Here is a 25,359-nt window from a genome sequence, read left to right on the forward strand (position 1 = left end):
AACCAAATGACCGATCGCTCTTCTAAAAGGCCCCGCAAGGCCGGCCGCTCGTCGTTGCGCCCTCTCAAGGCGCTTGTCCCCTATTTCGCCAGATATCGCGGACGTGTCGCAGCAACGCTTGCGGCGCTGATCCTTGCGACACTGGCAACGCTCGCGATCCCGATGGCGGTGAGGCGTGTCGTCGATTTCGGCTTCTCCGCCGACAACGTCGGCTTCATCGACAGTTACTTCACCATGCTGCTCGTGGTGGTGGCGGTCCTCGCCGGTGCGAGCGCCGCGCGCTTCTACCTCGTCACCACGCTCGGTGAGCGGATCGTCGCAGACCTGCGCGACGGTCTCTTCACGCGGATGATGCAGCTTTCGGCAGGCTTCTACGACACGGCGCGCTCCGGCGAGATTTTGTCGCGCCTCACCGCCGACACGACGCAGATCCGCGCCGCGATCAGCTTCGCCGCCTCCGTCGCGCTCAGAAACATCATGATGTTCCTCGGCTCGGTCGTGATGATGGTGGTGACGAGCCCGGGCCTGTCGGCTCTGGTGCTCGCGGCGATCCCCTTCATCGTCGTGCCCATCCTGTGGTTCGGGCGGCGCGTGCGCCAACGTTCGCGCTTCGCCCAGGATCGCCTGGCGGAGGCCTCCGCCTATGCCTCGGAAGCGATTTCGGGCGTCCGCACGGTCCAGGCCTTCAATCAGGAGACCCCGGCGCGGCGTTATTTCGGCGTGCGCATCGAGGATGCCTTTCAGGCCGCCCGCAGCGCCACGGCGGCGCGTGCGGCCCTCACCGCCTTTGCCATCTTCATCGTCTTTGCAAGCGTCGTCGTCGTCCTTTGGTGGGGCGCGCAGGCGGTCGTCGACGGCACCATGACGGGCGGTCGCCTCAGCCAGTTCGTGCTCTATTCGGTGTTTGCGGCCGCCGGCCTCGGTGAGATCGGCCAGGTCTGGGGCGAGATCAGCCAGGCCGCCGGCGCCACCGAGCGGATCGTCGAGCTTCTGGAGACGAAACCCGAAATCAAGAAGCCGCAAAATCCTGTGGCCCTGCCCACCCCGGCCCGCGGCGAGGTGCGCTTCGACGACGTCTCCTTCGCCTATCCGCAAGGCTCAGGCCCGGTTCTCCACAATATCGCCTTCGACATCCGGGCCGGCGAACGGGTGGCGATCGTCGGACCTTCGGGCGCCGGCAAATCGACGGTCTTCGCGCTCCTCATGCGCTTTTACGACCCGCAGACGGGCTCGGTCATGGTCGATGGCGTCCCCATCACCAAGGCGGACCCGGAAGAGGTCCGCCGCCGCATCGCGCTCGTGCCGCAGGACGTGGCGATCTTTGCCGCGACCGCCCTCGACAACATCCGCTTCGGCAACGAGACGGCAAGCCGCGAGGACGTCGAGGCAGCCGCCAAGGCCGCCAACGCCGACGAGTTCATCCGCGCGCTTCCGGAAGGTTACGACACGGTGCTCGGAGAGCGCGGCATCACCCTTTCGGGCGGCCAGAAGCAGCGCATCGCCATTGCCCGTGCGCTTTTGAAGGATGCGCCGATCCTTCTCCTCGACGAGGCGACGAGTTCGCTCGACGCGGAGAGCGAGGTCGCCGTCCAGGCCGCCCTCGAAACGCTGATGAAGGATCGCACCAGCCTCGTCATCGCCCACAGGCTCGCGACCGTGCGCAATGCCGACCGCATCCTGGTGATGGAGAACGGCGCGCTCGTCGAGGAAGGCACGCATCAGGCGCTCATTTCCAAGAGCGGTCTTTATGCACGCCTCGCCGAGCTGCAGTTCAACGACGGTGGCCGCGAACCGGAATCTGCCGCCGCCGAATAGAACGGCGCGTCACGCCGCTTCCGAACCACGCATCGAAAAAGCCCCGCTGCGGACCAACCGCAGCGGGGCTTCCTGTTTCACGCGTGTTGTGAGCTGCCGTCGGAGAAGACGGCCTTTCCCACTCTCCGCAGGGGGGCTCAGCCGAGGCCGAGCTTGCCGCGCAGCGTGGAAAGATCTTCCGCCAGCGTATTCACCTTGGTGGAGAGGAGATTGCGATCTTCGTCGCTGAGCTTGGTGTAGGAGACGTAGCCGCCCTCGTCGGTCTCGTACTCTTCGAGCACCTCATAGACGTCGTCGAAATTGCCCTGCACCGTCTTGAGGAACTCCTCCGAATCCTTCTCTTCCAGGACCGGCTTCAAGAGATCGAAGATCTTGTAGGCGCCGTCGAAATTCGCCTTGAAATCCCACAGATCGGTGCGGCTGTAACGGTCTTCCTCGCCCGAGATTTTCGTCGCGGCAACCTCTTCCATGAGCGCCGCCGCACCGCCGACGACCACTTCCGGCGGGAAGGTCAGCTCGTTGATGCGGCTGTTGAGCTCCTTCACGTCTTCCATGAGCTGGTCGGCATATTCACCGAGACCTTCCGTGGAGCCCTCTTCCCACAGCCCGTATTCGAGGCGGTGGAAGCCGGTGAAGGTCGGATCCTCTTCGCCCTTTTCGTAATCGTCGGCGCGGGCATCGATCGAGACGTCGAGATCGGAGAAGAGCTCGGCGATCGGCTCCACGGCCTCGTAGCTCGTGCGCGTCGGCGCGAAGAGCTCCTTCGCCTTCTCCACGTCGCCGTCCTTGATCGCTTTGACGAAGGCCTCGGTATCCTTCACCAGCTCTGCGGTGTTTTCGGCCACGTAGATCTTGTATTGGGCGAGCGGCTCAACGAGGTCGAGGGAGGCGTCTTGCGCCATGGCCCCGGGGAGAGCCGTGGTGCTGAGGGCGAATGCCAGGGCGCCTGCGCGCAGATGTCGGGTGAAGTTCATAAGGGTATCTTTCCTTTCCCTGGGTGAATTCAGATCGGCGTATCGGCGGTCGAAGCCGCTTCGATGAGGTCCTGTCCGAGATAGCGATCGGGGCTTGTGACCCCGGGCAGGACGAAGAAGTACCCGCCGCCGACGGGCTTGATGTATTCCTCCAGCGGCTCGCCATTGAGCTTCGTCTGGACGGCGATGAAGCCCTTCTCCAGATCCGCCTGATAGGCGATGAACAGGAGCCCCTGGTCGAGCTGGCCGGACTTCGTGACGCCGTTCGAATAATTGAACGGCCGCCGCAGGATGAGATTGTCGTCGGCCTCCGGCGTGCGCGGATTGGCGAGCCGGATATGGGAATCGAGCGGCGTCAGCTCGCCCTGCGGATCGCGCGTATAATCTGGCACGTCGCTTTCGCGCGTCCCGCCGAAGGGCGCGCCGCTGTCCTTCTTGCGCCCGAATATCTCTTCCTGCTCCTTGAGCGGCGTGCGGTCCCAGCGCTCGACGAAATTGCGGATGATGCGCACCGCCTGATAGCTGCCGCCATGGGCCCATTGCGGCTCGTCATCGCCCTCGCCGACCCACACGACCTTCTGCATGAGGTCGCGATCGTTGGAATCCGGATTGGCGGAGCCGTCGCGAAAGCCGAGGAAATTGCGCGCGCTTTCCGTCTCCCCGTCGGGCTTTGGCGGAATGACCGGAACATCGCCTTCCTGCATCCAGCGCAGCACCAGATATTCGGGCAGGTTCTTCACGATATCGCGCAGCGCGTGGATGTTGGTGTCCTGCAGATTGGCGCAGAACTGCAGCGAGAGATCCCCGTGACAGCGCTCCGCATCGAGCGCGTCGTTCGGGAATTGCGTCATCCGCTGAAGCGTCCGCGGCTTCAGGGGCGTCAAGAACTCCCGCCGTTCAAACAAAGAGGCGCCGAGACCGACGGTGATGGTCAGATTGTCCGGAGCCACCACCGGCCCCAGAATTCCGGAATCCGGCGGCGGCAGCTTCGGATCGAGCTCCGGCACCTCGCCGCCCTGGGTCAGGAAGACGATGCGCTCCGTCAGCTTGCGCAGCATCGTCTCCAGGTCGTCCGGCGTGCGTGCGACGACATCGAAAGCCGCCATGATGCCGGTCGCCGGTCGCGGCGTGACGACCCCCGCCTGATGCTTGCCGTAGAACGGCACCCGTTCCGACGTGCTGTTGAGACCCGTCGGCGCATCGGTGACCTGATGCCCGTCGCCCTCTTCGGCCAGTGCCGGGACCGCTCCGAAGGCGAGCGCGCTGCCCGCACCCCCGAGCCCGAAGAGCACCTGGCGGCGGCTTGCAAACGGGCAGCCGAAGCCCAAACGCGCCGTGTTGTCCTTGATCCTGTCTGTCATCTCAGCTCACTCCGATCACCTGGTCGAGCCGGTCGAGGACGTCGGCGAGGTCCTGGAAAGCCTCAGAAAGCGAGGTGCGCGCGGCCTCGTCGACGCTGTCGTAGGACGGGTAGCCATCCGGCCCGGAAAGCTCCGAGAGTTTCGTCTCCACCGCCTTCAGCTTCGCGTCGATCTCCTTCTCGAGAGCCGGATCGACGGGCTCCACGACGGATTGCAAAAGCCCCGTGATCTTGGCGATGCCCTCGAAATTCGCGGCGAAATCGGCAAGGTCGGTATGGGCGTAATGGTCCTCGCCGGCCTTGATCTTCCCGCCCGAAAGCTGTCGCGCCATGTCGCCCGGGATCGCCATCAAAAGCGCCGGGTCGAGCTTGAGCTTGCCGAGACGGGATTTGAGTTCGCCCATATTCGCGACAAGTTCGTCCGCAACCGGCGCCAGCCCCTCCGTCGTCTCCTCGGAGAAGAGCCCGTATTCGAGACGATGGAAGCCGGTGAACGCCGGGTCGGCCTCGCGCTTTTCCAGATAATCCGCGACCGGATCGATGGCGTTTTCGAGATCCGACAGGCGGTAGGCGACCGGCTCCACGCGCTTATAGGGAAGCCGCGCCTTCACCCACAGATCCTGTGCCTCCTGCAGGTTGCCGGCCTTGATCGCCTCGGCGAGCGCCTCGCTGGCGGACACGGCGGCCATCCCCTGCTGCACGAGGTAGACCTTGTATTCCGACAAGGGCCCAAGGAAATTTCTGAGGCCGACGGTGCTCGCGGCCGTCCGCGCCTCTTCCGATTCCGTCACATGCAGAATGCCGCGCGGATTGGAGAGAAGGCCGCAGGTGATCTCGTAATCGCCCGGGCGAAGCTGCGCCGTCAGCGTCTGCTTGAAGCCGGGCGCGATGTTCTCGCGCTCCGCCACGACCATGACGCCGTCGAGGATTTCCCATTCGATCGGCCGTTCCGACGTGTTGAGGATCTCAAACGAGCGCTTGCCGCCGGGCACCGTGATTTCGTTCGGCTCGCAGGCCGTGGCGCTGACGGCGACGCGGAACTGATCGGTCGTGTCTGCCTGCCCCGCGGCATGCTGGCTCGCATAATAGAAGGCCGCGCCGCCGGCGATCGCGAGAAGCGCGGCACCGGCGATGGCAAGGGTCATGAGCCCCGAACGAGGCGTTTTGGGCTGAGGCTCAGGCGCCGGCATTGGGACGCTCCGCGGTTGGGCTCGGCGCGTAGACGCTCGCCTCTTTCCCCGGCCGTGCAGGCTTCAGGAAGAAGAAGAGGCTCACGCCGAGGAAGAGGACATAGAGAAGGATCTCGCCGACGCTCGGGCTCTCCTGATAGCCGAGGATGCCCGACAGGATGGTGCCGACGACGCTGGAGACCGGCAGAACGCGGCTGAGGTCGTAGGCCGGCGTCTGCAGCTCGTTCCACAGCCCCGCCTCGTGCAGATTGCCGAGCGCGCTCGCCAGGATGCCGGCGGCGACGAAGAGGATGAAGACGCCTGTCCAGCGGAAGAAGCGGCGCAGATTGAGCCGGAGCCCGCCCACGTAGATCGCAAAGCCCGCCGCGACGGAGACGAGCACGCCGGCAAGCGCTGCAAGCGGCACGCCGGGGCCGGAACTCTGCTGAAAAATGGCGAGCAGGAAGAAGATCGATTCAAGGCCTTCCCGCGCCACCGCGAAGAAGACCATGGCGATCAGCGCCCAGGCCGCACCTTTGGGCGCGGACAGCGCCGCATCGATGGAATCGTGCAATTCCGCTTTGATGGAGCGCGCCGCCTTGCGCATCCAGAAGACCATCGAGGTGAGGATGACGACGGCGACGAGACCGACGCAGGCCTCGAACAGCTCCTGATATTTCTGCGGGAATTCCGCGCTCACCCATTGCAGGGCGGCGCCGACGAAAAGCGACAGGGCGACGGCGAGAAAAATCCCGACCCAGACGAGCGGCATCCATGCGGAACGCCCCGTCTGACGCAGATAAGTCGCGATGATGCCGGTCACCAGAGCGGCTTCGAGGCCCTCGCGCAGCATGATGAGGAAGGAAGCGAGCATACCCGTCCTTTGGAAGATCACGGGCACAGCTAAAAAATCTGACTTTGAAATGCAATAATTAAATTTCGAAACGACAGCCTTCAAAACGCGCCGCCGTCGCAGTCTTTGGGCGCTTTTCTCCGCCGCCTCGCCCATCCGCTACGTGACACAAGAGCTTCCGTCAAAACGCGAACCGCTCTAGATTTTTCAACAAGACGAGCCGGAACGGCCGCTGAGAAAAGTCCATACGGTCCTGGGAGGGACGCTGTGACGATGACGGGAGAGCCGCGCGCGGCCGAGGCGCCGCGCATGCCGGATGTCCGCGAGATCGGCTTTGCCGATCTCAAGGTCGCGCTCAAAGACGGGTTCGCGGATTTCCTCGCCGAACCTCTCTACGGCCTGTTCTTTGCGGCGATTTTCGTGGCCGGCGGCTTCGTCGTCCTCGGCCTCCTCATCGCTCTCGACATGCCCTGGATGATCCTGCCCTTCGGCGTCGGCTTTCCCTTGCTGGGTCCTTTCGTGGCCGCCGGGCTCTACGAGGTGAGCCGCTGCCGCGCCCGCGGCGAGAGGCCGGGATGGCGGCGCGTGCTGACGACCGTCTCCCGCCAGCGCCAGCGGCAGATGAGCTGGATGGCCTTCGTCATCCTCTTCATCTTCTGGATCTGGATCTATCAGGTGCGACTGCTCCTCGCCCTCTTCCTCGGCTTCAAGAGCTTTTCGAGCCTTGCCGACTTTTTCGCCGTCGTCACGACGACGCCGGAGGGGCTGGGTTTTCTCCTCGTCGGCACAGCGGTGGGGGCCTTTCTGGCACTCGTCCTCTTCTCGTCGACGGTGATCGCCATGCCGCTCCTCCTCGACCGAGAGCTCGACTTCGTCTCGGCGATGATCGTGAGCTTCAAGGCGGTGCGCAAGAACCCGGGACCGATGCTCGCCTGGGGCGTCATTGTTGGCGCGCTCACCCTCCTGGCGCTCGCGCCGACCTTCCTCGGCCTCTTTATCGTCCTGCCGGTGCTCGGCCACGCCACCTGGCATCTCTTCGAAAAGGTCGTCGGCTCCAGGATGGGAGGGCCGGCGACGGCCTGAGCCTCACATCGTCACAGCGGCGGCGGGTCTTCTGAGCGACATCGGCACTTTGGCACCCCGGCCGAAACGGAGGACGAGCGCCGGTCTCAGCCCCTCGCCGAGCCAGGACGCGAAGGCGTGCCGCACCGAGGCGACCTCCACCGGCTGGTTGACGAAGCTCGTGCGGATGTCGCGCGCCTCCGCCTCCAGCATGAAGCGCTGCGCGGCGCGCCCGACCGCGAAGAGGCCAGCCGCATCGTTCTTCTCTGCGAAAAGAACGAGCGCACCGGCCGCCCCGTCGATCTGGGCGACATATTTCGGGTTCTCCGCTGCGGCGGTGAAGACATAAGGAAAGATCGCTCGCCCGAGCCAGCGCGGCGTCACCGGATTGCCCGAGACGCCGGCAAAGAGCCCGTCCAGCCGGCGCACCGCATCGCTCTCGTTGAAGCGCACCCAACTCCGAAGCTCTTCGACGAAGGCCGCGTCCCCGCATTGCGCCGTGTTGCCCCAGACGACGAAGTCTTTCAGTTCGTCGAGCTCGGTTCGGGCGGTCAGGAACCGCGTGCGCACGCCGGGCCGGTCGATCGCCCCCTCCAGGGCGTGAAGCTCTTCGGCAGAGAGGGGCGAGGCATCGAAAGGCGTGCGGGTCGATTGCCGGCGCGGGATGGCCTCGAACGCCGGCAAGCCATGCGCAGCTGCGGGGGTCAGCGAGATGACGGCCGCCTGCGCGTCGTCGTCGAAGCGCGCCTCCGCGGCAAAGCCCGCCGCGCCGGCTGCCAGCACGAGATTCTCGGCAGCGCAGCCGAGCGAAGCGAAGAGATGCCTGTCCTCGGGGTCGACCGCGGGGCAGCGGCGCGAAAAATCCGGCGCGATGCGGATCTCGCGGCCGGAGACGCCGAAGAGCCAGGGCTGCGTGTTGTGGCTGTTCGCGGCGAGGGTCGCATAGCGGATGAGACCGGAAAATGTCTCACCATCCCCCGCGCCAGACGCGGCTCCCGCGGCTTCGACGTCGAGCCTCCGCCGCGAGGCGTCCGCCGCCGCGGCATAGGCCGGGTCGGTGCCCGGCCAGAGAGAATAGCTAAGGCCCGCCCCGGCGAGGACCACACCGGAACCGACGATGATATTGCGCCTCGAAAGCATCGTATGCCTCCGTGAGCTTCACAGCGGAAGCTAGCAGGCAGCAGGCGGCTGAGCCTTGATGCGGGTCAAGCAGCCGGGAATGCCTCAGGCCGCCCGAGTGAAACACTCCGCCTTGATCTCGTCGTCGCGCAGCCGCGCCTCGGCGAGCTCATGCGCCGCCTGCATGCGAAGCAAGGTCTCGGCGCTGCCGCCAAAGTCCTTTTCGAAATGGATCGCCATCAGTGACAATCCTCCAGGTCGAGAGGCTCGATCGCCCTCACCGCTCCGTCAGCTTCAGCTCGATGCGGCGGTTCCTGCGATAGGCATCTTCGCTCTCGCCTTCATCGAGCGGCTGGTATTCGCCAAATCCGGCGGCGACGAGATGCTGCGGCGAAACCCCCTGGTCGATCAGATAGCGCACGACCGAAATGGCGCGCGCCGCCGACAGATCCCAGTTCGACTGGAAGCGTCCCGTGCCGGAAACCGGGCGTTTGTCGGTGTGGCCGTCGACGCGGATCACCCAATTGATCTCTTTCGGGATCTCCGCTTCCAGCTCCTTGATGGCGTCCGCAAGCTCGTTGAGATCGGGCTTGAAGGAATCGGTGATCTCGTCCGTCCCCGTCGGGAAGAGCACGGAGGCGGGCAGCACGAAGCGGTCGCCCACCACCTCGATGTCGGAGCGCCCGGCAAGGATCTCTCTGAGACGCCCGAAAAAGTCGGAGCGGTAGCGCGACAGCTCCTGCACGCGCTGGGCGAGCGCCACGTTGAGTCGGCGGCCGAGATCGGCGATCTTTGTCTGGCTCTGCCGGTCGCGCGTTTCGGAGGCCTCGAGCGCATCTTCCAAGGCCGCGATCTGCCGGCGTAGTGCCGAAAGCTGCTGGTTGAGAAGCTCGACCTGCGCCAGGGCGCGCTGGCTCACTTCCTTTTCGTTGGCGAGATCGCTGGTGAGCCCGGAGATGCGCTCCTCCGCCTCGCCGGCGGCCCCCGAGGAGGACGACAGCAGTCCCTGCAGCCGGTCGCGCTCGCCTTCGGCGCTCGAAAGGCTCGCCTGCAATGAGGCGATCGTCTCCGTCATGTCGCGATTGTCGGTGCGCTCCAGCGCCAGAAGCTCGGTCAGCTCGGCGATCTGCGCGTTGAGGCGGTTCAACACCTCGTCGCGCCCGGAAATTTCCTGGGAGAGGAAGAACTGCGCGATGAAAAAGACGGTGAGCAGGAAGACGAAGACGAGCAAGAGCGTCGCCATGGCGTCGACGAAGCCCGGCCAGTAATCCGTGCGCTGCATGCGCCGTGCGCGCGCGAGCGCCATGGATCAGCGCTCCCTGCCGGTTTCCGTCAGGCCCGGCATGCGCTGCGGATAGGGCTTGTCTTCCTCGCGCATCCGCCGCGTCTTGGCCTCGGCCCCGTCATGGCCGAGCCGCTCGGCGATCGCATCGAGCGTGTTCTGCAGATATTCGCGCTGCTCGGCCTGCCCCTCCATCCAGTCGCGCACCATCTGCTGCTCGTTGCGCATATGCTGGACGAGGCCCTGGATGCCTTCCGCGAGATTGGCCATCGCCGCAATCGAGGGCCGTCCCCCGCCCTCCATATTGCGCGACAGTCTTTCGACCGCGAGGCGGATCTCCTGCACCGTATTGCCCGTCTCCGCATCCTCGAGGTCGAAATCCTCGAGGTCGGTCATCGTGGACAGCCAGTCTTCGAGCTCGGTGTAGAAGCGGTTCTGCGCCTGCCCGGCCTGGAGATCGAGAAACCCGAGAACGAGCGAGGAGGCAAGGCCGAAGAGCGAGGACGAAAAGGCGATGCCCATGCCGGAAAGAGGCGCTTCGAGCCCGGCCTTGAGATCTTCGAAGATGACCCCCGCCTCGCCGGAATCGACCCGCAAGGATTGGATCGTCTCGCTGACGGAGCCGACGGTGCGCAACAGCCCCCAGAACGTGCCGAGAAGCCCGAGAAAGACGAGAAGCCCCGTCAGATAGCGCAGGATCTCGCGGTTTTCATCAAGCCGCGTGGCGATGGAATCGAGGATCGAGCGCCATGTGGAGGTCGACAGCATCGCCTCGCGTCGGTCGCGCAGAAGCGTCGCCATCGGCGCGAGAAGCCTGGGCGAATCCTCCGAAAAGCCGGCTTCCTGCCGGCGGAAGGAATTCACCCATTTGACTTCCGGCATCAGCATGATGACGCTTCGGAAGGCGAGCAGCACGCCGATCAGAAGCACGCCGATGATGAGCCCGTTGAGGCCCGGATTGGACATGAAGCCGACGGCGATCTGGCGATACAGGATGAGCGGCACGAAGGCCGCGATCACCAGAAAGATGAGCATCCGAACCAGAAAGATTCGGGGCGAAGAGAGCCGGTAGGGATCGTATTCTTTCGCCATATTATCCAGGGTTCGGCCGCGCTTTGGTCCAATCTAGCGTGATTTGCCGGAAGGACGAAACAGTCGCGGCCGATTCCGGCGATTTATCCGCCAGCGCCCTTGAGCAATCCGGCGAGATGCTGGTGCACCGCCTCATTGCCGGCAACGATGGTGCCGGAGGTGAGCATCGCGTCCCCGCCCTTGATATCGGTGACGAAGCCGCCCGCCTCGCGGATGAGGAGAATGCCCGCCGCCATGTCCCAGGCCGACAGATGGCTCTCCCAGAAGCCGTCGAAGCGGCCGGAGGCGACCCAGGCGAGATCGAGCGCAGCCGCACCGAACCGCCGGATACCGGCGGCCTCCGCCATGACCGCCGCCATCTGGCGCAGATACGGCCCATGCTCGCCGCGGCCGAAATGCGGGATTCCAGTCGCGATAACCGTCTCCGCAAAAATGCGGCGCTGGGCGACGCGCAGGCGTCGATCGTTGAAGAAGGCTCCTGACCCACGCTCCGCGGTATAGAGCTCGTCCGTGACAGGATTGTAGATGACACCCGCCGTCAGTCGCCCCTGGCGCTCGAGCGCGATCGAGACGGCGAACATCGGAATGCCGTGCAGAAAGTTCGTGGTGCCGTCGAGCGGATCGACGATCCAGCGGTGCTGGGGATCCTCCCCGATTGTCTCGCCGGATTCCTCCATCAGGAAGGAATAGCCGGGGCGCGCGCGCTCCAGTTCCTCGCGGATGATTTCCTCCGCGCGCCGGTCGGCGGCGCTGACGAAATCCGCCGGCCCCTTGCGCGACACCTGAAGGTGCTCGACCTCGCCGAAGTCGCGGGCGAGCACGCGCCCCGCTTTGGTGGCGGCGCGCACCATCACATTGAGAATTGCCGATCTTGCCATGTCGTGTGAGCCGTACCTACTCGGCCCGCTTGACGTAGGCGATCTCGTTGGTGTCGACGACGATCCTCTCGCCGGCCGTGATGAAGGGCGGCACCATCACGCGCACGCCGTTTTCCAGCATCGCCGGCTTGTAGGAGGACGCGGCCGTCTGGCCTTTGATCGTCGGCTCGGTCTCTGTGATGGCGAGCACCACCTGGTCCGGAAGCGCGATGCCGATCGGCCTCTCTTCATGCATTTCGAGCGTCACGGTCATGCCGTCCTGCAAAAAGGCGGCGCGCTCGCCGACGAATTCCTCGGCGAGATTGATCTGCTCGTAGCTCTCGGAATCCATGAACACCAGCACGTCTCCATCCTTGTAGAGAAACTGGAAGTCCTTGGTTTCGATGCGGACGCGCTCGACCTTTTCGTCGGAACCGAAGCGATTGTTGAGCTTGCGCCCGTCGATCAGGTTCTTGAGTTCGACCTGGTTGTAGGCCGGACCCTTGCCGGGTTTCACCTTATTGGTTTTCACCGCCACCCAGAGCGTGCCGTCATATTCGATGACATTGCCCGGGCGGATGTCGTTACCGCTGATTTTCATCGCTAATCCTGTCGAGAGATCGGCGGCCTTGCACCACACTTTGCGGGGCTTAGCAAGGCGCCTTGGTAAGCGGCTGAAGCCGCGTCACATGCCCCATCTTACGTCCCGGCCGGATTTCGCGCTTGCCGTAGAGCGTCAGGCAACAATTGTTCTCGCCCGCAAGTGCCTGCCAATCCTCGGCCTCTTCGCCGATGAGATTGGTCATCACCGCATCGCTGTGGCGGGAGACGGACCCGAGCGGCCAGCCGGCGATCGCCCGGATATGATTTTCAAACTGCGAGCAGACGCAGGCATCGCGTGTCCAATGGCCGGAATTGTGCACCCGCGGCGCGATCTCGTTGACGAGGAGCAGCTCGCTGCCCTTCACCTCGATGACGAAAAGCTCGACGCCGATGACACCGATATAATCGAGTTCGGTCACGATGGTGGCGGCGATTTCCGCCGCCTTCTGCCGCGTCGCGAGCGAGATATTGGCCGGCACGGTGGAGGTGTGGAGGATATGGTTGCGGTGGACGTTTTCCGGCACGTCGTAAACCGCGGTCTCGCCGTTCACCCCGCGCACCGCAATCACCGAGACTTCGCGCGAAAACGGCACGAAGGCTTCCAGAACCGCCGGCGCGCGCGCGATCGCCGCATAGGCCGCCTCGGCATCTTTGGCGTCGTCGATGCGCACCTGCCCCTTGCCGTCATAGCCGAAGCGGCGCGTCTTCAAGATCGCCGGCGTCTTCAGGTGTTGAAGCGCGGCCTTGAGGCCGTCGAGATCGTCGATCGCCGCATAGGGGCCGACCGGCACGCCGGCGCCGGTCAGAAAGCTCTTCTCGTTGAAGCGGTCCTGCGCCACTTCGAGAGCGCGCGGTCCGGGCCGCACCGGGCAGGTCGCCGCAAGCAGCTCCGCCGCATCGACGGCGATGTTCTCGAACTCGTAGGTGACGACGTCGACGTCGGCCGCAAAGGCTTCCAGAGCGCGCGGATCGTCATAAGGGGCGACCGTGTAATGCGCCGAGACGTCGAAGGCCGGACTGTCGGGATCCGGGCAGAAGACATGCGTGGAGAGGCCCAGCTGTGCGGCGGCGACCGCCAGCATGCGCCCGAGCTGGCCCCCGCCCAGAATGCCGATGGTCGCGCCGGGCGCGAGCGCCCCTGTGTGGTCAGCTGTCATCGCGCGGATCCTCGCCGACGGCATCGCTTTGCCGCAGCCGGAAGGTTGCGAGCCGTTCCGCCAGAGCCGCATCGCCGAGCGACAGGATGGAGGCGGCGAAGAGCGCCGCATTGGCCGCGCCGGCCTCGCCGATCGCGAAGGTCGCCACCGGGATGCCGGCCGGCATCTGCACGATCGAATAAAGCGAATCCTGCCCCGACAAAGCGCGCGATTGCACGGGCACACCGAGCACCGGCAGGCGCGTCAGGGAAGCGACCATGCCGGGCAGATGCGCTGCCCCGCCGGCCCCCGCGATGATCACCTTGAAGCCGCTCGTTTCAGCCCCTTTGGCGAAGTCGTAGAGCCGCTCCGGGGTGCGGTGCGCGGAGACGATGCGCGCCGCATAGCCGATGGCGAGCTCGTCGAGCTTTTCGGCCGCGCGCTGCATGGTGGCCCAGTCGGAACGACTGCCCATGACGAGTGCGACGGGAACGGAAGATGATGCGGTCAAGGCGACAATGTCCGCGTTGTCAGGGAAAGAAAACCGGAAAGACGCCGGATTAACGAATGCGGAAGCCTCCCGCAAGACGACGGACCGGCCCAAATATCAGGCAAAGAGTGAGCGCGTCATGCGGACGAACCTGCCGCAAACACCGCGCCCTCCACCAGGTCTTACGCCCAGCAGACCTTACGCGATGATATCCGGCAGAAGCCTGTCTTCGAGCGCCAGGATACGGTCCTTCAAGGAGAGTTTCTTGCGCTTCAGGCGCTGCAATTGCAGGTAATCGGGCTGTGGCGAGGCCGTATGAAGGGCTTCGATGGCATGATCGAGATCGCGGTGTTCCTGACGCAAGAGAGCAAGCTCCGCCCTGATCTCCTTCTGCGTCAGCTCCACGACGTTGTCGCTACCATCCATCATCACCTCCAGGGGCGGCAATCTATCACGAGGAATTGTCTCATGCAGCCTATCGGCCGCGGATGCCAGCGTACGGTTCGAAAAGCCGCAGCTTGAAGCGAAAAAAATGCGTGATCAAATGATCAGCAGATATTAACGGACCCTGCCACTCCGTTAGACAGAGTGGTGAAGCTATGTCACACTTTAACTCCCCCACCATAGATGGAGACGCAAATGCCCCTTGAAGCGCGCCTTGCCGAGCTTGAGCGGCGCCATGAGGCACTCGAAAAAGAGATCGAGGAAGCCATGGCCCACCCGGCCAGCGACGATCTTGAAGTCGCGGAGCTGAAGCGGCGCAAGCTGCAACTCAAGGACGAGATCTCGCGCCTGAAAGGCCAGCAGGAAGGCGCTCTCTAGAGCCTTTTCGAACGCTCATCCGGTCCTTCCGGCTCTCGGTCTGAGGGCCAGCCGGAAGGACAGAAAAAGGCCCGCGGGGCGCAGGGCCGCCCCGGTCCTCCCATCGCCCCTTCCGGCCACGACGGTGCAAACCTCTTCGGCCCGCCCGCATCCCCTTTCCGTCTCTGACCTGTCTCGCTTTGGCGCCTGTTTCGCGGCGGCCCATGTCGCATGAGGTCAGGACGATCTCGCGGCGCCTGCCCGGAGAACCGGCCGGCTCGAGCCTCGCGGCACCTTCCGTGCGCGCCGGCCGGGCTTCAACAGGTCTGAGTTTGCGGGAGATCGAGCTTGCGGGAGATTCAGGCCGCGATCCCGGCTCTTCCCGTCTTGCGCTCCCGCTCCGGAAGCTGCCCGTCGCCCGCATCGCGCTCCTGTCGCCGCGCCGCGATCTCGCGCCGGGCGACCCAGCGCATGATGTCGCGCCAGCGCCAGATCTTGCCGGCGCTCGCCCAGTTCCCGTCGGGCACCTCGTCGATCAGACACCAGACCCGGTAGGCGTCGTCCTCGGTGAAAGGCGTGCCTTCCGCGGCCAGGATCGCGTTCGTCGATTTTTCCACGAGCGAGCGCTTCTTCTCCTCGTTCAGGGCGCCGAGCGGCACCGTGTAGGAGAGCCGGTAGCACGGCGCATTGGAGAGGTTGCCGCCGACATAGGTGCGCCGCGGCTCGAACTCCGTCACTTCGAGGCGCGTGATCGAACGCGCCACGGCACTGCCCGGCCGCGCCCCCTGGTGCTCCAGGAGAATCGCCGTCAGATCGCGCGCCAGAATGTCGAGCTTCGCGTCCGACAGCGCCCCGCGCGTCAGTCTCAATTCAGCAAGAGGCATGGATCATCCTCATGAATGCGCGGCTGCGGGCATGGCCACGGCGCCTTTGAGCCGGTCCTGGGCTTTCACCAGCTTTTCCATCTTGCGCAGATCGAGATCCGTAATGCCGAGCGCGCATTCGACCCAGATATCCGTGACGTCGCGCAATTCCTCGTAGCTGAGCGGCATGACGCGGCGGCGCGTGCGATACACGCCGACCTGCGCGTTGTGGCGCCGTTGCGAGCGCTCGATCAGGTCGCGCACGGCCTTTTCGCCAGTGCCGTCCTCCACCACCTCGTCGATGACGCCGGCTTCCAGCATCTCGTCCGCCGAATAGGTGCGCCCGGACAGCATCAGCTTTTCCGCGATCCGGCTCGACACCTTGCGGCTCAGATAGGAATAGGCGCCCATGCCGGGGAAGAGATTGAAGAGCACCTCGGGCAGCCCGAAGGTCGCGCTTTTTTCGGCGACGATGAGATTGCAGGACAGCGCCGATTCCAGCCCGCCCCCGAGCGCCTGCCCCTGCACCAGCGCGATCGTCACGATCGGCAGATCGGCGCCGATCGAATTGAGGTAGGTCATCTTGGCGCAGGCATGCGCATAATCGCGCAGCCCTTCCTCGTCCCGCGCCCGGATCAACCGCGAGAAAAGGTCGAGATCGCCGCCGAGGCTGAAGATCGACGGCGTTCCGGATTGATAGACGATGTATTTGAGAGCGAGCGATTCCGCATCTGCGAAGCGCGCATTCAGCGACTGGAACAGGTGAATGTATTCGCTCACCAGCCGGCGCGTAAAGCACGGCCGGCCCGGCGGCACCATGGTCGACCACAAAGTCGCGCTCTCGGCCTCGAAAGAAAGAACGACCTCCCGCACGTCCTCCGCAATCTCGGAAACCGCGGCTCGAACACTTTCTACAGAACCTTTCGCCGGCATCGCGACATCAACTGCACCAGATGTACGCGCTGTCCGCTCACGTCCGACAATATCTTCGCCGCGGACTTCGCACGCCGCCGCTTCAAGTCTGGCCATATTCCACCCCCCGCCGCAGAGGAACACTGACACTTATTACAAAAATCTTCATGACGTTAATATAAACTTTAGGGTACCGGCAAGCACGCAACGCTTTGTTAAGGTTAACATTTAACCTGTGAAATGAAAACCCGTGCTGCACCGCAAAATCGTGATTTGGCTGAGATTCCCTGGGCCGCGGGCGGCTGGACCTAGGCTGCCGCCTGCTTCTCCTTCCGCGATGCAAAAAGCCTGCCAAGCTTCTCCGCCGGCACCGGGCAGCTGATCAGGAAGCCCTGCACCTCGTCGACGTAGCCGTCCGCCATGACGATGGCGAGCTGATCGTCGCGCTCGACGCCTTCGAGCGTCACGGCAAGCCCGAGCTCGGCAGAAAGTCGCGCCACACCGCGCAGCATGATCAGACGCTGCGGATCGGCATCGAGGCCGGAGAGGAAGGAGCGGTCGATCTTGACCTTGTGGAACGGGTAGTTCTGCAGATAGGCGAGGCTCGAATAGCCGGTGCCGAAATCGTCGAGCGAGATGCGGATCCCCATCTCGGCGAGTTCCCCGAGCGCCTGCCGCGTGCGCTCGGTCTGTTCGAGCAGCACAGATTCCGTGACCTCGATCTCCAGCCGGTCGGCCGGCAGCCCGGAATCCTTCAGGGCCGCCTCGACGGAGCGCACGATGTCGCCGCGGCGAAAATGCATGGGCGAGACATTGACGGCGACACGGATCTCCTCCGGCCATTGCACGGCCTGGCGGCAGGCCTGCACCAGCGTCCAGTCGCCGATCTCCACGATCAGCCCCATCTCCTCGGCGAGCGGGATGAACTCGCCGGGCGACACGATCCCCCGCCCCGCCCGCGGCCAGCGCAGCAGCGCCTCGCAGGTGGAGATCGTCCGGCTGCGCACATTGAGGAGCGGCTGGTAGTAGAGCTCCAGCTCTTCGTTGGCGAAGGCGCTGCGCAATTCCATCTCGAGCGAGCGGCGCTCCTGCGCGCGCACATCCATTTCCGGCTGGAAGACGCAGAACGTGCCGCGCCCGTTCGCCTTGGCCCGATAGAGCGCCATGTCGGCATTCTTGATGAGCGCATCGGCATTCGAACCGTCCTTGGGCGCAAAGGCCACCCCGACGCTCGCACCGGCAACGATGCTGTGGCCGTTGAGCGCATAAGGACGCGACAAGGCCGTAATGATCCGCGTCGCGAACTGCTCCGCCTGTTCGGCGTCGGTGACGCCTGAGGCGAGAAGCACGAATTCGTCGCCGCCGAAGCGGGCGAGAAGATCGCTCTTGCGCGTCATGGAGGCGAGCCGCCGCGCCGTGGCGCGCAGCAGGCTGTCGCCGACCGGATGACCGAGCGTATCGTTGACGCTCTTGAAGTGATCGAGATCGACGCAGAAAACCGCAAAGGACGAGTTTGCCTCGGCGCTCTTGCGCAGGAACTGTTCCAGCTCCTCTTTCAGGCGGACGCGATTGGGCAGGCCCGTGACGTCGTCGTGATGCGCCATATAGGAAATGCGCGCTTCGGTGCGTTTGCGCTCTGTCACATCCTCCGCGACGATGACGAAGCCGCCGTCCTTCGCAGGCTCGCTGGTGAGAGAGATGGTGCGGCGATCGTTGGTGACGAGCTGCAAGGTCTGCCCGACCGTGAACTCCTCCTGCAGCCGTTTCAGCTCCGAGCGCGAGAAGACGCCCTCGCGCACGCAGGCTTGAACCAACTCGCCGATCGGCATGCCATGCCGGATGACTTCGGGGTGAAGGCCGAGGAGGCTGAGAGCGCGCTGATTGTAAACCCGCAGCTTCTGATCCGCATCGATCATCAGCACACCATGCGACATGCTCGAGAGCGCCGCTTCGAGGCGGCCCGCAAGCAGCGTCATCACCTTTTCGGCGCGCAGCGCCGCAAGCAGCGTCTCGCTGATGGAAATCGAAACGCCGCGCATGCTCCAGAAGAAGAAGGCGAGGAGCATGCCGAGCGCCAGATAAGGTGGCTCGCCCTGCACCACGAAACCGGTGACGAGCGGCAGACAGGCAAACAGGATTTGGAGAGAAACGAGCTGCGGACGGCCCGCATTGCGCCCGGCGATCCCGGCGGAATAGCCGATCGTCACCGACACGGCGACCAGCTGCGCGGTCACATCGTCATAGAACGCCAGACAGATGTAGCACCAGACGCCGAGGAGAAAGGAGAACGCGCACGCCCCGATGCCGTAGAGCACGTCCCACAAAACCGGCCGCTCCACCGGCAGCGTATCGCCGCCACGACGGCGGAAGGCATAGGCGACCGCCACGCGCACGAAACCGACAAAGGCAATGACTGCGGCGCACACATAGAGAGGCAACCCGCCGATCTGGATCGCCGTGACAAGGACGGCCGCCGTCCCCCCGATCGCCCCTGCGACGAGAGATCGCATCGAGCTGTAGAGGGAATTGACCAGCGAGACATAGATATCCGGCTCGGCGCGGCGGTCGATATATATGTGTGAACCGTGCTCCATCATCCTGGCTGTCGGACGCTCTCATGCTAACGATCGGACGGGAGGATGAAAAAACCGCTAAGCTCGCTCCATTTTGTCAGACCATATCCCGGTCGGCAACACTTCCAAGATTTTCCGCCATGCCGGCCGCCCGTGAGACAAGTGGGGCGACAGCGCCGACGCCTTCGGCCTATTCGACAGGCCAGAGACAACTCACCAAGAGCGACCCACGTTGAACGAACTTCTTATCATCTTCTTCTGTCTCGCTGCGGGCGGCACCATCAAAGGCGTTGCCGGCATGGGACTGCCGCTCGTGGCGATACCGGGCATCGCGGCTTTTCTCGACGTTCCTTACGCGATCGCCATCCTGACCATCCCGATCCTGACGGCTAACCTTTCGCAGGTCTGGAGGTTCCGCGCGCACAGCGCCGACCTGCCCTTTCTCCCGCGGCTTGTGGTGATGAGCCTGATCGGCATTGCCGCGGGCACGTTTCTCCTGACGAGCCTGCCTGCCCGCTTCCTCTCGCTCGGGCTCGCGCTCGTCATGCTCGCCTATATCGCGCTCCGCCTCCTGCACCCTCAGGTGAAGCTCGCAATGGCCCGCGCCACACAGGTCGCCCCGGCCATCGGCTTCCTCGCCGGAACCCTGCAAGGCGCGACCGGCATCTCCGCCCCGGTCAGCGTCACCTTCATGAACGCCCTGCGTCTGGAGCGTCCGAAATTCGTCTTCGCAGTCTCCGTTCTTTTCACGAGTTTTGCCGTCGCACAGCTGCCATCGCTTGCCCTCGCGGGCATCCTCACCTGGCAGCGTCTCCTGCTCAGCATCGCAGCCCTCGTGCCGGTGTTTCTCGGCATGCGCCTCGGCCAATGGCTCGGCCGCGACATGAAGCCCGGCAGCTTCGACCGCCTCATCCTGGCGATCCTCACCATCATCACCGTAAAACTCTTCGCCGACGCGCTGTTCTGAGATCGCCCGTCCGAGACGCCGTCTCAGACCATCAGCGCCATGCCGGCATCGAAGATGAGCTTGAGCGACACCAGAAGCACGAGCGCATAACTCAGCGCATAGAAAAACTTCGGCGACACCACCTTGACCAGCCAGACCCCGGTCAAGGTCGCGACCGGCACCAGCGGCATCAGAACGAGCGAGGTTTCGAGGTTCGCCGCCGAGAACTGCCCGAGCATGAAATACGGCAACAGCTTGAGCGCGTTGACGACCGCAAAGAAGATCACGGACGTGCCCGCATAGATCGGCGGCGGCAGCCGGAGCGGCAGCATATACATCTGAAATGGCGGCCCGCCGGCATGCGCGACGAAGCTCGTGAACCCCGCCACAGAGCCCCAGATCATCCCCTTCGCGGGCTGATGCGGCCGCGGCGCCCGCTTCGCCGCGCCGCCGAAATAGTGCCCGAGATAATGATTGAGAGAGAAGACGAGCCCGATCCCGCCGACGATGAGGCGGATTTCCTCTTCGCCGATCGAGCCGGCGAGCACCCAGCCGATGCCGACACCAAGGGCGGCGCCGGGCAGCAGAATGGCGAGGCTCTTCGTCTGATAGACCCCGCGCCAGGCGTAGAGGCTGACGAGATCCATGGCGACGAGGATCGGCAGAAGGATGGCGGCCGCGCGCACCGGATCGATGGCAAGCGTGACGAGCGGCACACCGAGCATCGCCCCGGCACCGCCGATCCCACCCTTGGAAAGCCCGATCATGATGACGGCCGGGACCGCCACCAGATAAAAGAAGGGATCTTGGATCACGCAGGAACGCGCAGCATCAGGCTCGCCTGCGCCACGTCACTCCTCGTCGCTGCCGGATGAGCCGTTGCTTGCAGAACCACCGCGCAGCGCCCGTGCGAGCCGCGCAATGCGCCGGCCGGCCCGCTCCATCGCGTCGCTTGCCTGGCTCTCCAGCGCTTCGAAGCGATCGAGGGCCTCGTTGCGGCTTTCGCGCAGCTCGGAGATTTCGCCTTCAAGCCCGGCGATGCGGCCTTCCGCCTCACTCAGACGGTCGGTCATCAGCATCGCCGCCATGACGGTCAGGCGCTGATCGCCGATCTCGCCGACATTGGCGCGCAACTCGGTGACGGTCTGATCCAACCGCTCGCCGAGCTCCATGACGTGCTCTTCCTCGCCGTCCTCGCATGCGAGCCGGAAACGCCGCCCGCCGATGCTGACCGTTACGGTCGCCATGATGTCAGAAATCCTCTCCGAGAGCCGATTTCAGCTGAGCGATGGCGCGGTCGAGACGCTGGCCCACGTCGTGATTGGCCCGTTCCAGCTTGGACGAGCGGTCTCCGGCCGCATCCAGGGCTTCGGCGAGCCGCGCCCTGTCCTGTTCGGAATCGTGAAGCTGCTGCACGAGCGTTTCGTGATGGCCCCCGCGCGATTCGCTGCGTTCCACCGCAAGCTCGAGCTCGCTCAGAGCTTTCTCGAGAAGCTCCGTCGCTTGCGCGAAACGGCTCGGCGCATGGCCGGGCGTCGAATTGGCTGGGGAAGCAGGATCCATGGCAGCACACTATGCACGTCTTTGAGCCAAAGGTTCACCCCCGAGCCGTCAAAAATCAACGGATTGGGGCGAAGAGGTTATGCAGCGCTTGAAAGAGCAGTCAACTGCCCAAGATGCTTGCTACGCAGCTGCTTCATGGCTGTGACGTTGACTCGCATTGAGAGCCGTGTATGTCTCGCGGCGCCCGCCGGACGATAAGAAGCGCGGGTCAGCGCCTGAACGGCCTGATGTCCGGCACCATCTCGGAAGTTTTCCATGCCAGAGGCCGAAAAGCACGCATCCATGGCCAATGCGATCCGGGCGCTCGCCATGGACGCGGTGGAGGCTGCAAAATCGGGGCATCCCGGCCTGCCAATGGGTGCGGCCGATATTGCCACCGTCCTGTTTACCCGACATTTGAAGTTCGATCCCACCGATCCGAACTGGCCCGACCGCGACCGTTTCGTGTTGTCGGCCGGGCACGGATCGATGCTGCTTTATTCGCTCCTCTATCTTCTCGGCTACGACGAGATGACGATCGAGGAGCTGAAGAACTTCCGCCAGCTCGGCTCCAAGACGGCCGGGCATCCGGAAGTCGGCGAGGCGCCGGGCATCGAGACGACCACCGGCCCGCTCGGTCAGGGCATTGCCAATGCCGTCGGCATGGCCCTCGCCGAGCGCATGCTGAACGCCCGCTTCGGCGACGGCGTCGTCGATCACTACACCTACGTCCTGTGCTCCGATGGCGACCTCATGGAAGGCATCAGCCAGGAAGCCATCGCACTCGCCGGCCATCTGAAGCTGAGCCGCCTGATCGTCATCTTCGACGACAACCACATCACCATCGACGGCGACATCTCGCTGTCGGATTCCACCAACCAGGTGGCACGGGTGGAGGCTTCTGGCTGGAATGCGGTGCGCATCGACGGCCACGACCCCGAGCAGATCGACCGGGCGCTGACGGATGCGCGGCAATCGGATCGCCCGACCCTGATTGCGGCACGCACCACCATCGGCTTCGGCGCTCCCAACAAGGCCGGCAAATCGTCGGCCCATGGCAGCCCGCTCGGCGAGAAGGAAGTGCAGGAGGCGCGCGAGCGGCTCGACTGGCCCTATGAGCCCTTCCACATCCCCGCCGACATCCTCGATGCCTGGCGCATCGCCGGCCTCAGGGCGCGCCCGCGCCGCAAGGCCTGGCAGGAGCGCTTTGAAGGGCTCGACGCGGAATTGCGCGGCGAGTTCGCCCGCACCATGGCCGGCGACCTTCCGCCGCGCCTCGATCGTGCCGTCGCGGAGCTGAAGCGGGAATATTCCGCCGAGCCGCCGACGCTCGCAAGCCGCAAGGCCTCGCAAGCCGTGCTGGAATGCATCACCCCCGTCGTTCCCGAAATGATCGGCGGTTCGGGCGATCTGACCGGCTCCAACAACACCCGCACCAGCGAGATGAAGGCGGTGGCGCCCGGCGAGTACTCCGGCCGCTTCATTCATTGGGGTATCCGCGAGCACGGCATGGCCGCGGCCATGAACGGCATGGCGCTGCACAAGGGGCTGATCCCCTTCTCCGGGACCTTCCTGACCTTCTCCGATTACTGCCGGCCGGCCATCCGCCTCGCCGCCTTGATGCGTCAGCGCGTCATCTTCGTCATGACGCACGATTCCATCGGTCTCGGCGAAGACGGCCCCACCCATCAGCCGGTCGAACATCTGGCGGCGCTGCGGGCGATCCCGAACCTCACGGTTCTGCGCCCGGCCGATGCCGTGGAGACGGCCGAATGCTGGCAGCTTGCGCTCACCGCCTCGACCGGGCCGAGCGTCATCGTTTTGACGCGACAGGACCTTACGCCCTTGCGCGGTGAGTATGAGGAAGACAATCTCTGCCGCCGCGGCGCCTATGTCATCGCAGACTGCAGCGGTGACGCCGAGGTGAGCCTTTTCGCCACAGGTTCGGAAGTGGCGATCGCCGTCGCGGCCAAGGATCTGCTTGACGAGCGGGGCCATCCCGCCCGTGTCGTCTCGATCCCCTCCTTCGATCTCTTCGCTCAGCAAAGCGATGTCTATCGTCAGGAAATAATCGGGACCGCCCCCTTGCGCATCGGCGTCGAGGCCGCCATTCGCCAGGGATGGGACGCGATCATCGGGGAACACGGCCTTTTCGTCGGCATGACGGGCTTCGGCGCGAGCGGACCCTATCAGGAGCTATATCGGCATTTCGGGATTACGGCCGAGGCGATCTGCGAGAAGGCAATTGCCCGGCTTGAACCAAAAGAGACGGACTAGGAGACGCAAATGGTTAAGGTTGCCATCAACGGATTTGGCCGCATCGGGCGCAATGTTCTGCGCTCCATCATCGAATCGGGCCGCACCGACGTCGAGGTCGTGGCCATCAACGACCTTGGCCCGGTCGAAACCAACGCCCATTTGATGCGCTACGACAGCGTCCATGGCCGCTTCCCGGGCGAAGTAAAAGTCTCCGGCGACACGATCGACGTCGGCCGCGGCCCGATCAAAGTGACGGCCGAGCGCGATCCGACGAAGCTCCCGCATGGCGAGCTCGGCGTCGACATCGTCATGGAATGCACCGGCATCTTCACCGCCCGCGACAAGGCAGCCCTGCATCTTGAGGGCGGCGCCAAGCGTGTCCTCGTCTCCGCGCCCTCTTCCGGCGCCGATCTGACGGTCGTCTACGGCGTCAACGACGACAAGCTCACTTCCGACCACGTCGTCGTCTCCAACGCCTCGTGCACGACGAACTGCCTCGCCCCGGTCGCCTATGTGCTCAACAATGCCATCGGCATCGACAAGGGCTTCATGACGACGATCCACTCCTACACGGGTGATCAGCCGACGCTCGACACGCTGCACAAGGATCTCTACCGGGCCCGCGCCGCGGCGCTCTCGATGATCCCGACCTCGACGGGTGCGGCGAAGGCCGTCGGTCTCGTCCTGCCGGAGCTCAACGGCAAGCTCGACGGCGTCGCGATCCGCGTGCCGACCCCGAACGTCTCGGTCGTCGACTTCAAGTTCGTGCCGTCGCGCTCCACCTCGGTCGAAGAGATCCAGGAAGCGATCCGCACCGCCGCCGAAGGCGACCTCAAGGGCATCCTCGGCTACACGGACGAGAAGCTCGTCTCCTCCGACTTCAACCATGACAGCCATTCCTCCGTCTTCCACATGGATCAGACGAAGGTCATGGAAGGCTCGCTGTGCCGGGTCATGTCCTGGTACGACAACGAATGGGGCTTCTCCAACCGCATGAACGACACCGCGGTTGCCATGGCGAAGACCATCTGAGCCAAACTTTGCGATGGGCGGCTTCCGCTCTCTGCCGGCGCGCGCCGCGCGCTGGCGACCCGAACAAGGGATCGGCCTCGAGCATGTCAGCCTGGGGCCGGCCCCGACCGGATTTCTGATCCGCGGCACCATTATCGGCGAGCGCGGCGGAAGCCCCTACGGCGTCTTCTACCGCCTCAGCTGCGATGAGGCCTGGCGCACGCGCTCCCTGATCCTTGCAGCAACCTCCGGCCGCAGCATCGACATCCGTTCCGATCGCCAGGGCCATTGGCACGAAGCCGACGGACGCCCGCTCGACCATCTCGACGGTGCCATCGACGTCGATCTCGCCGGCTCCGCCTTCACCAACACCCTGCCGATCCGCCGTCTGAAGCTCGCCGAAGGCGCGTGCTCCGGCGAGCTCAACATGGTCTACGTACCCTTCGACACGTTCAGGCCCGTCCCCGACCATCAGATCTACACCTGCCTTAAGCAGGGATCTCTCTATCGCTACGAAGCCGCAGATCGCTCCTTCACGGCCGAACTTCCTGTCGATGAGGACGGTCTTGTGCGCGACTACCCGACCTTGTTCCGACGAATTCCTGTCGACATTTCGTAAAGAGTGAACACCACAAGGCCT

26 protein-coding genes are annotated in these 25,359 nt (G+C 64.5%); 7 read left to right on the forward strand and 19 right to left on the reverse strand.

The genetic code is table 11. The features are described 5' to 3' along the window. Positions 1 to 6 precede the first annotated feature (6 nt). A complete protein-coding gene (locus L0F51_RS10255) occupies positions 7 to 1,815 on the forward strand; it encodes an ABC transporter transmembrane domain-containing protein (protein ID WP_234629059.1) in 1,809 nt (602 codons plus the stop codon). A gap of 137 nt (positions 1,816 to 1,952) precedes the next feature. Here L0F51_RS10255 and efeO (L0F51_RS10260) read toward each other — a convergent pair whose 3' ends face one another. From efeO (L0F51_RS10260) to efeU, 4 genes are read right to left on the reverse strand one after another with little or no spacing between them, the layout of a single operon-like run. After that, positions 1,953 to 2,789: an iron uptake system protein EfeO gene (gene efeO / locus L0F51_RS10260; protein ID WP_234629060.1), complete on the reverse strand. Its 837-nt coding sequence runs from the start codon at positions 2,787 to 2,789 to the stop codon at positions 1,953 to 1,955. 29 nt (positions 2,790 to 2,818) lie between these two features. After that, positions 2,819 to 4,150: an iron uptake transporter deferrochelatase/peroxidase subunit gene (efeB, locus tag L0F51_RS10265; protein WP_234629061.1), complete on the reverse strand. Its 1,332-nt coding sequence runs from the start codon at positions 4,148 to 4,150 to the stop codon at positions 2,819 to 2,821. Between the two features lies 1 nt (position 4,151). Next, a complete protein-coding gene (gene efeO, locus L0F51_RS10270; protein ID WP_234629062.1) occupies positions 4,152 to 5,294 on the reverse strand; it encodes an iron uptake system protein EfeO in 1,143 nt (380 codons plus the stop codon). Between the two features lie 31 nt (positions 5,295 to 5,325). After that, positions 5,326 to 6,192, reverse strand: a complete 867-nt coding sequence (gene efeU / locus L0F51_RS10275; protein ID WP_128290976.1) for an iron uptake transporter permease EfeU — start codon at positions 6,190 to 6,192, stop codon at positions 5,326 to 5,328. A gap of 252 nt (positions 6,193 to 6,444) precedes the next feature. Between efeU and L0F51_RS10280 the strand changes: the two genes are divergently transcribed. Then, positions 6,445 to 7,254 carry a DUF2189 domain-containing protein gene (locus L0F51_RS10280; protein WP_234629399.1) on the forward strand — a complete coding sequence of 270 codons (810 nt, stop codon included), beginning with the start codon at positions 6,445 to 6,447 and terminating at the stop codon, positions 7,252 to 7,254. Positions 7,255 to 7,257: 3 nt separating this feature from the next. Here the strand turns inward: L0F51_RS10280 and L0F51_RS10285 are convergent, their stop codons facing one another. From L0F51_RS10285 to L0F51_RS10320, 9 genes are all read right to left on the reverse strand, one after another. Then, on the reverse strand, positions 7,258 to 8,373 hold the full coding sequence (locus tag L0F51_RS10285) for a Tat pathway signal protein (protein ID WP_234629063.1): 1,116 nt from the start codon (positions 8,371 to 8,373) through the stop codon (positions 7,258 to 7,260). An 84-nt stretch (positions 8,374 to 8,457) separates the two neighbouring features. After that, entirely contained in the window at positions 8,458 to 8,592 is a 135-nt protein-coding gene (locus L0F51_RS19960) for a hypothetical protein (RefSeq protein ID WP_255701302.1), read from the reverse strand. Between the two features lie 37 nt (positions 8,593 to 8,629). Then, positions 8,630 to 9,658: a peptidoglycan -binding protein gene (locus tag L0F51_RS10290; protein ID WP_234629064.1), complete on the reverse strand. Its 1,029-nt coding sequence runs from the start codon at positions 9,656 to 9,658 to the stop codon at positions 8,630 to 8,632. A 3-nt stretch (positions 9,659 to 9,661) separates the two neighbouring features. Beyond that, positions 9,662 to 10,726, reverse strand: a complete 1,065-nt coding sequence (locus tag L0F51_RS10295; RefSeq protein ID WP_234629065.1) for a flagellar motor protein MotA — start codon at positions 10,724 to 10,726, stop codon at positions 9,662 to 9,664. A gap of 83 nt (positions 10,727 to 10,809) precedes the next feature. Continuing rightward, positions 10,810 to 11,604: an inositol monophosphatase family protein gene (locus L0F51_RS10300; RefSeq protein WP_234629066.1), complete on the reverse strand. Its 795-nt coding sequence runs from the start codon at positions 11,602 to 11,604 to the stop codon at positions 10,810 to 10,812. Between the two features lie 16 nt (positions 11,605 to 11,620). Further along, positions 11,621 to 12,184: an elongation factor P gene (gene efp, locus L0F51_RS10305; protein WP_234629067.1), complete on the reverse strand. Its 564-nt coding sequence runs from the start codon at positions 12,182 to 12,184 to the stop codon at positions 11,621 to 11,623. 49 nt (positions 12,185 to 12,233) lie between these two features. Then, positions 12,234 to 13,343, reverse strand: coding sequence for a 5-(carboxyamino)imidazole ribonucleotide synthase (locus L0F51_RS10310; protein WP_234629068.1), 1,110 nt, complete (start codon positions 13,341 to 13,343; stop codon positions 12,234 to 12,236). Beyond that, the gene (gene purE, locus L0F51_RS10315) at positions 13,333 to 13,797 is read right to left on the reverse strand and encodes a 5-(carboxyamino)imidazole ribonucleotide mutase (protein ID WP_234629400.1); all 465 of its coding nucleotides are present in this window, start codon (positions 13,795 to 13,797) and stop codon (positions 13,333 to 13,335) included. Before purE ends, L0F51_RS10310 begins: the two co-directional genes overlap by 11 nt. Before the next feature lie 213 nt (positions 13,798 to 14,010). Then, entirely contained in the window at positions 14,011 to 14,238 is a 228-nt protein-coding gene (locus L0F51_RS10320) for a YdcH family protein (RefSeq protein ID WP_092816487.1), read from the reverse strand. Between the two features lie 213 nt (positions 14,239 to 14,451). Here L0F51_RS10320 and L0F51_RS10325 point away from each other — a divergent pair, with 213 nt between their 5' ends. Continuing rightward, entirely contained in the window at positions 14,452 to 14,634 is a 183-nt protein-coding gene (locus tag L0F51_RS10325) for a YdcH family protein (protein WP_128290971.1), read from the forward strand. Between the two features lie 338 nt (positions 14,635 to 14,972). On the opposite strand, the gene L0F51_RS10330 is transcribed toward L0F51_RS10325, so the two are convergent. The 3 genes from L0F51_RS10330 to L0F51_RS10340 form a co-directional block, all read right to left on the reverse strand. Continuing rightward, complete coding sequence (locus L0F51_RS10330) at positions 14,973 to 15,497, reverse strand: hypothetical protein (protein ID WP_234629070.1); 525 nt, start codon at positions 15,495 to 15,497, stop codon at positions 14,973 to 14,975. Between the two features lie 9 nt (positions 15,498 to 15,506). Continuing rightward, entirely contained in the window at positions 15,507 to 16,505 is a 999-nt protein-coding gene (locus tag L0F51_RS10335; RefSeq protein ID WP_234629071.1) for a crotonase/enoyl-CoA hydratase family protein, read from the reverse strand. 191 nt (positions 16,506 to 16,696) lie between these two features. After that, the gene (locus L0F51_RS10340) at positions 16,697 to 18,985 is read right to left on the reverse strand and encodes a bifunctional diguanylate cyclase/phosphodiesterase (protein WP_234629072.1); all 2,289 of its coding nucleotides are present in this window, start codon (positions 18,983 to 18,985) and stop codon (positions 16,697 to 16,699) included. Between the two features lie 208 nt (positions 18,986 to 19,193). On the opposite strand from L0F51_RS10340, the gene L0F51_RS10345 reads away from it, so the two are divergent. Next, positions 19,194 to 19,928 (forward strand): sulfite exporter TauE/SafE family protein, encoded by a 735-nt coding sequence (locus tag L0F51_RS10345; RefSeq protein ID WP_234629073.1) that lies wholly within the window; start codon positions 19,194 to 19,196, stop codon positions 19,926 to 19,928. A 23-nt stretch (positions 19,929 to 19,951) separates the two neighbouring features. Here the strand turns inward: L0F51_RS10345 and L0F51_RS10350 are convergent, their stop codons facing one another. The 3 genes from L0F51_RS10350 to L0F51_RS10360 are packed head-to-tail and all read right to left on the reverse strand — an operon-like array spanning position 19,952 to position 21,470. Continuing rightward, the gene (locus tag L0F51_RS10350; RefSeq protein WP_234629074.1) at positions 19,952 to 20,722 is read right to left on the reverse strand and encodes a sulfite exporter TauE/SafE family protein; all 771 of its coding nucleotides are present in this window, start codon (positions 20,720 to 20,722) and stop codon (positions 19,952 to 19,954) included. A 36-nt stretch (positions 20,723 to 20,758) separates the two neighbouring features. Beyond that, positions 20,759 to 21,154 carry a cell division protein ZapA gene (locus L0F51_RS10355; RefSeq protein ID WP_234629075.1) on the reverse strand — a complete coding sequence of 132 codons (396 nt, stop codon included), beginning with the start codon at positions 21,152 to 21,154 and terminating at the stop codon, positions 20,759 to 20,761. Positions 21,155 to 21,158: 4 nt separating this feature from the next. After that, complete coding sequence (locus L0F51_RS10360) at positions 21,159 to 21,470, reverse strand: DUF4164 family protein (RefSeq protein WP_128290965.1); 312 nt, start codon at positions 21,468 to 21,470, stop codon at positions 21,159 to 21,161. A gap of 255 nt (positions 21,471 to 21,725) precedes the next feature. Here L0F51_RS10360 and tkt point away from each other — a divergent pair, with 255 nt between their 5' ends. Genes tkt through L0F51_RS10375 form a run of 3 tightly spaced genes read left to right on the forward strand, consistent with a single transcriptional unit; the run spans position 21,726 to position 25,338 of the window. Next, positions 21,726 to 23,726, forward strand: a complete 2,001-nt coding sequence (gene tkt, locus L0F51_RS10365) for a transketolase (RefSeq protein WP_234629076.1) — start codon at positions 21,726 to 21,728, stop codon at positions 23,724 to 23,726. A gap of 9 nt (positions 23,727 to 23,735) precedes the next feature. After that, the gene (gene gap / locus L0F51_RS10370; RefSeq protein WP_234629077.1) at positions 23,736 to 24,740 is read left to right on the forward strand and encodes a type I glyceraldehyde-3-phosphate dehydrogenase; all 1,005 of its coding nucleotides are present in this window, start codon (positions 23,736 to 23,738) and stop codon (positions 24,738 to 24,740) included. Positions 24,741 to 24,753: 13 nt separating this feature from the next. Beyond that, entirely contained in the window at positions 24,754 to 25,338 is a 585-nt protein-coding gene (locus tag L0F51_RS10375) for a putative glycolipid-binding domain-containing protein (protein WP_234629078.1), read from the forward strand. Positions 25,339 to 25,359: the final 21 nt, after the last annotated feature.

The sequence above is a fragment of the Afifella sp. H1R genome (genome assembly GCF_021462425.1).
GTDB lineage: Bacteria > Pseudomonadota > Alphaproteobacteria > Rhizobiales > Afifellaceae > Afifella > Afifella aestuarii.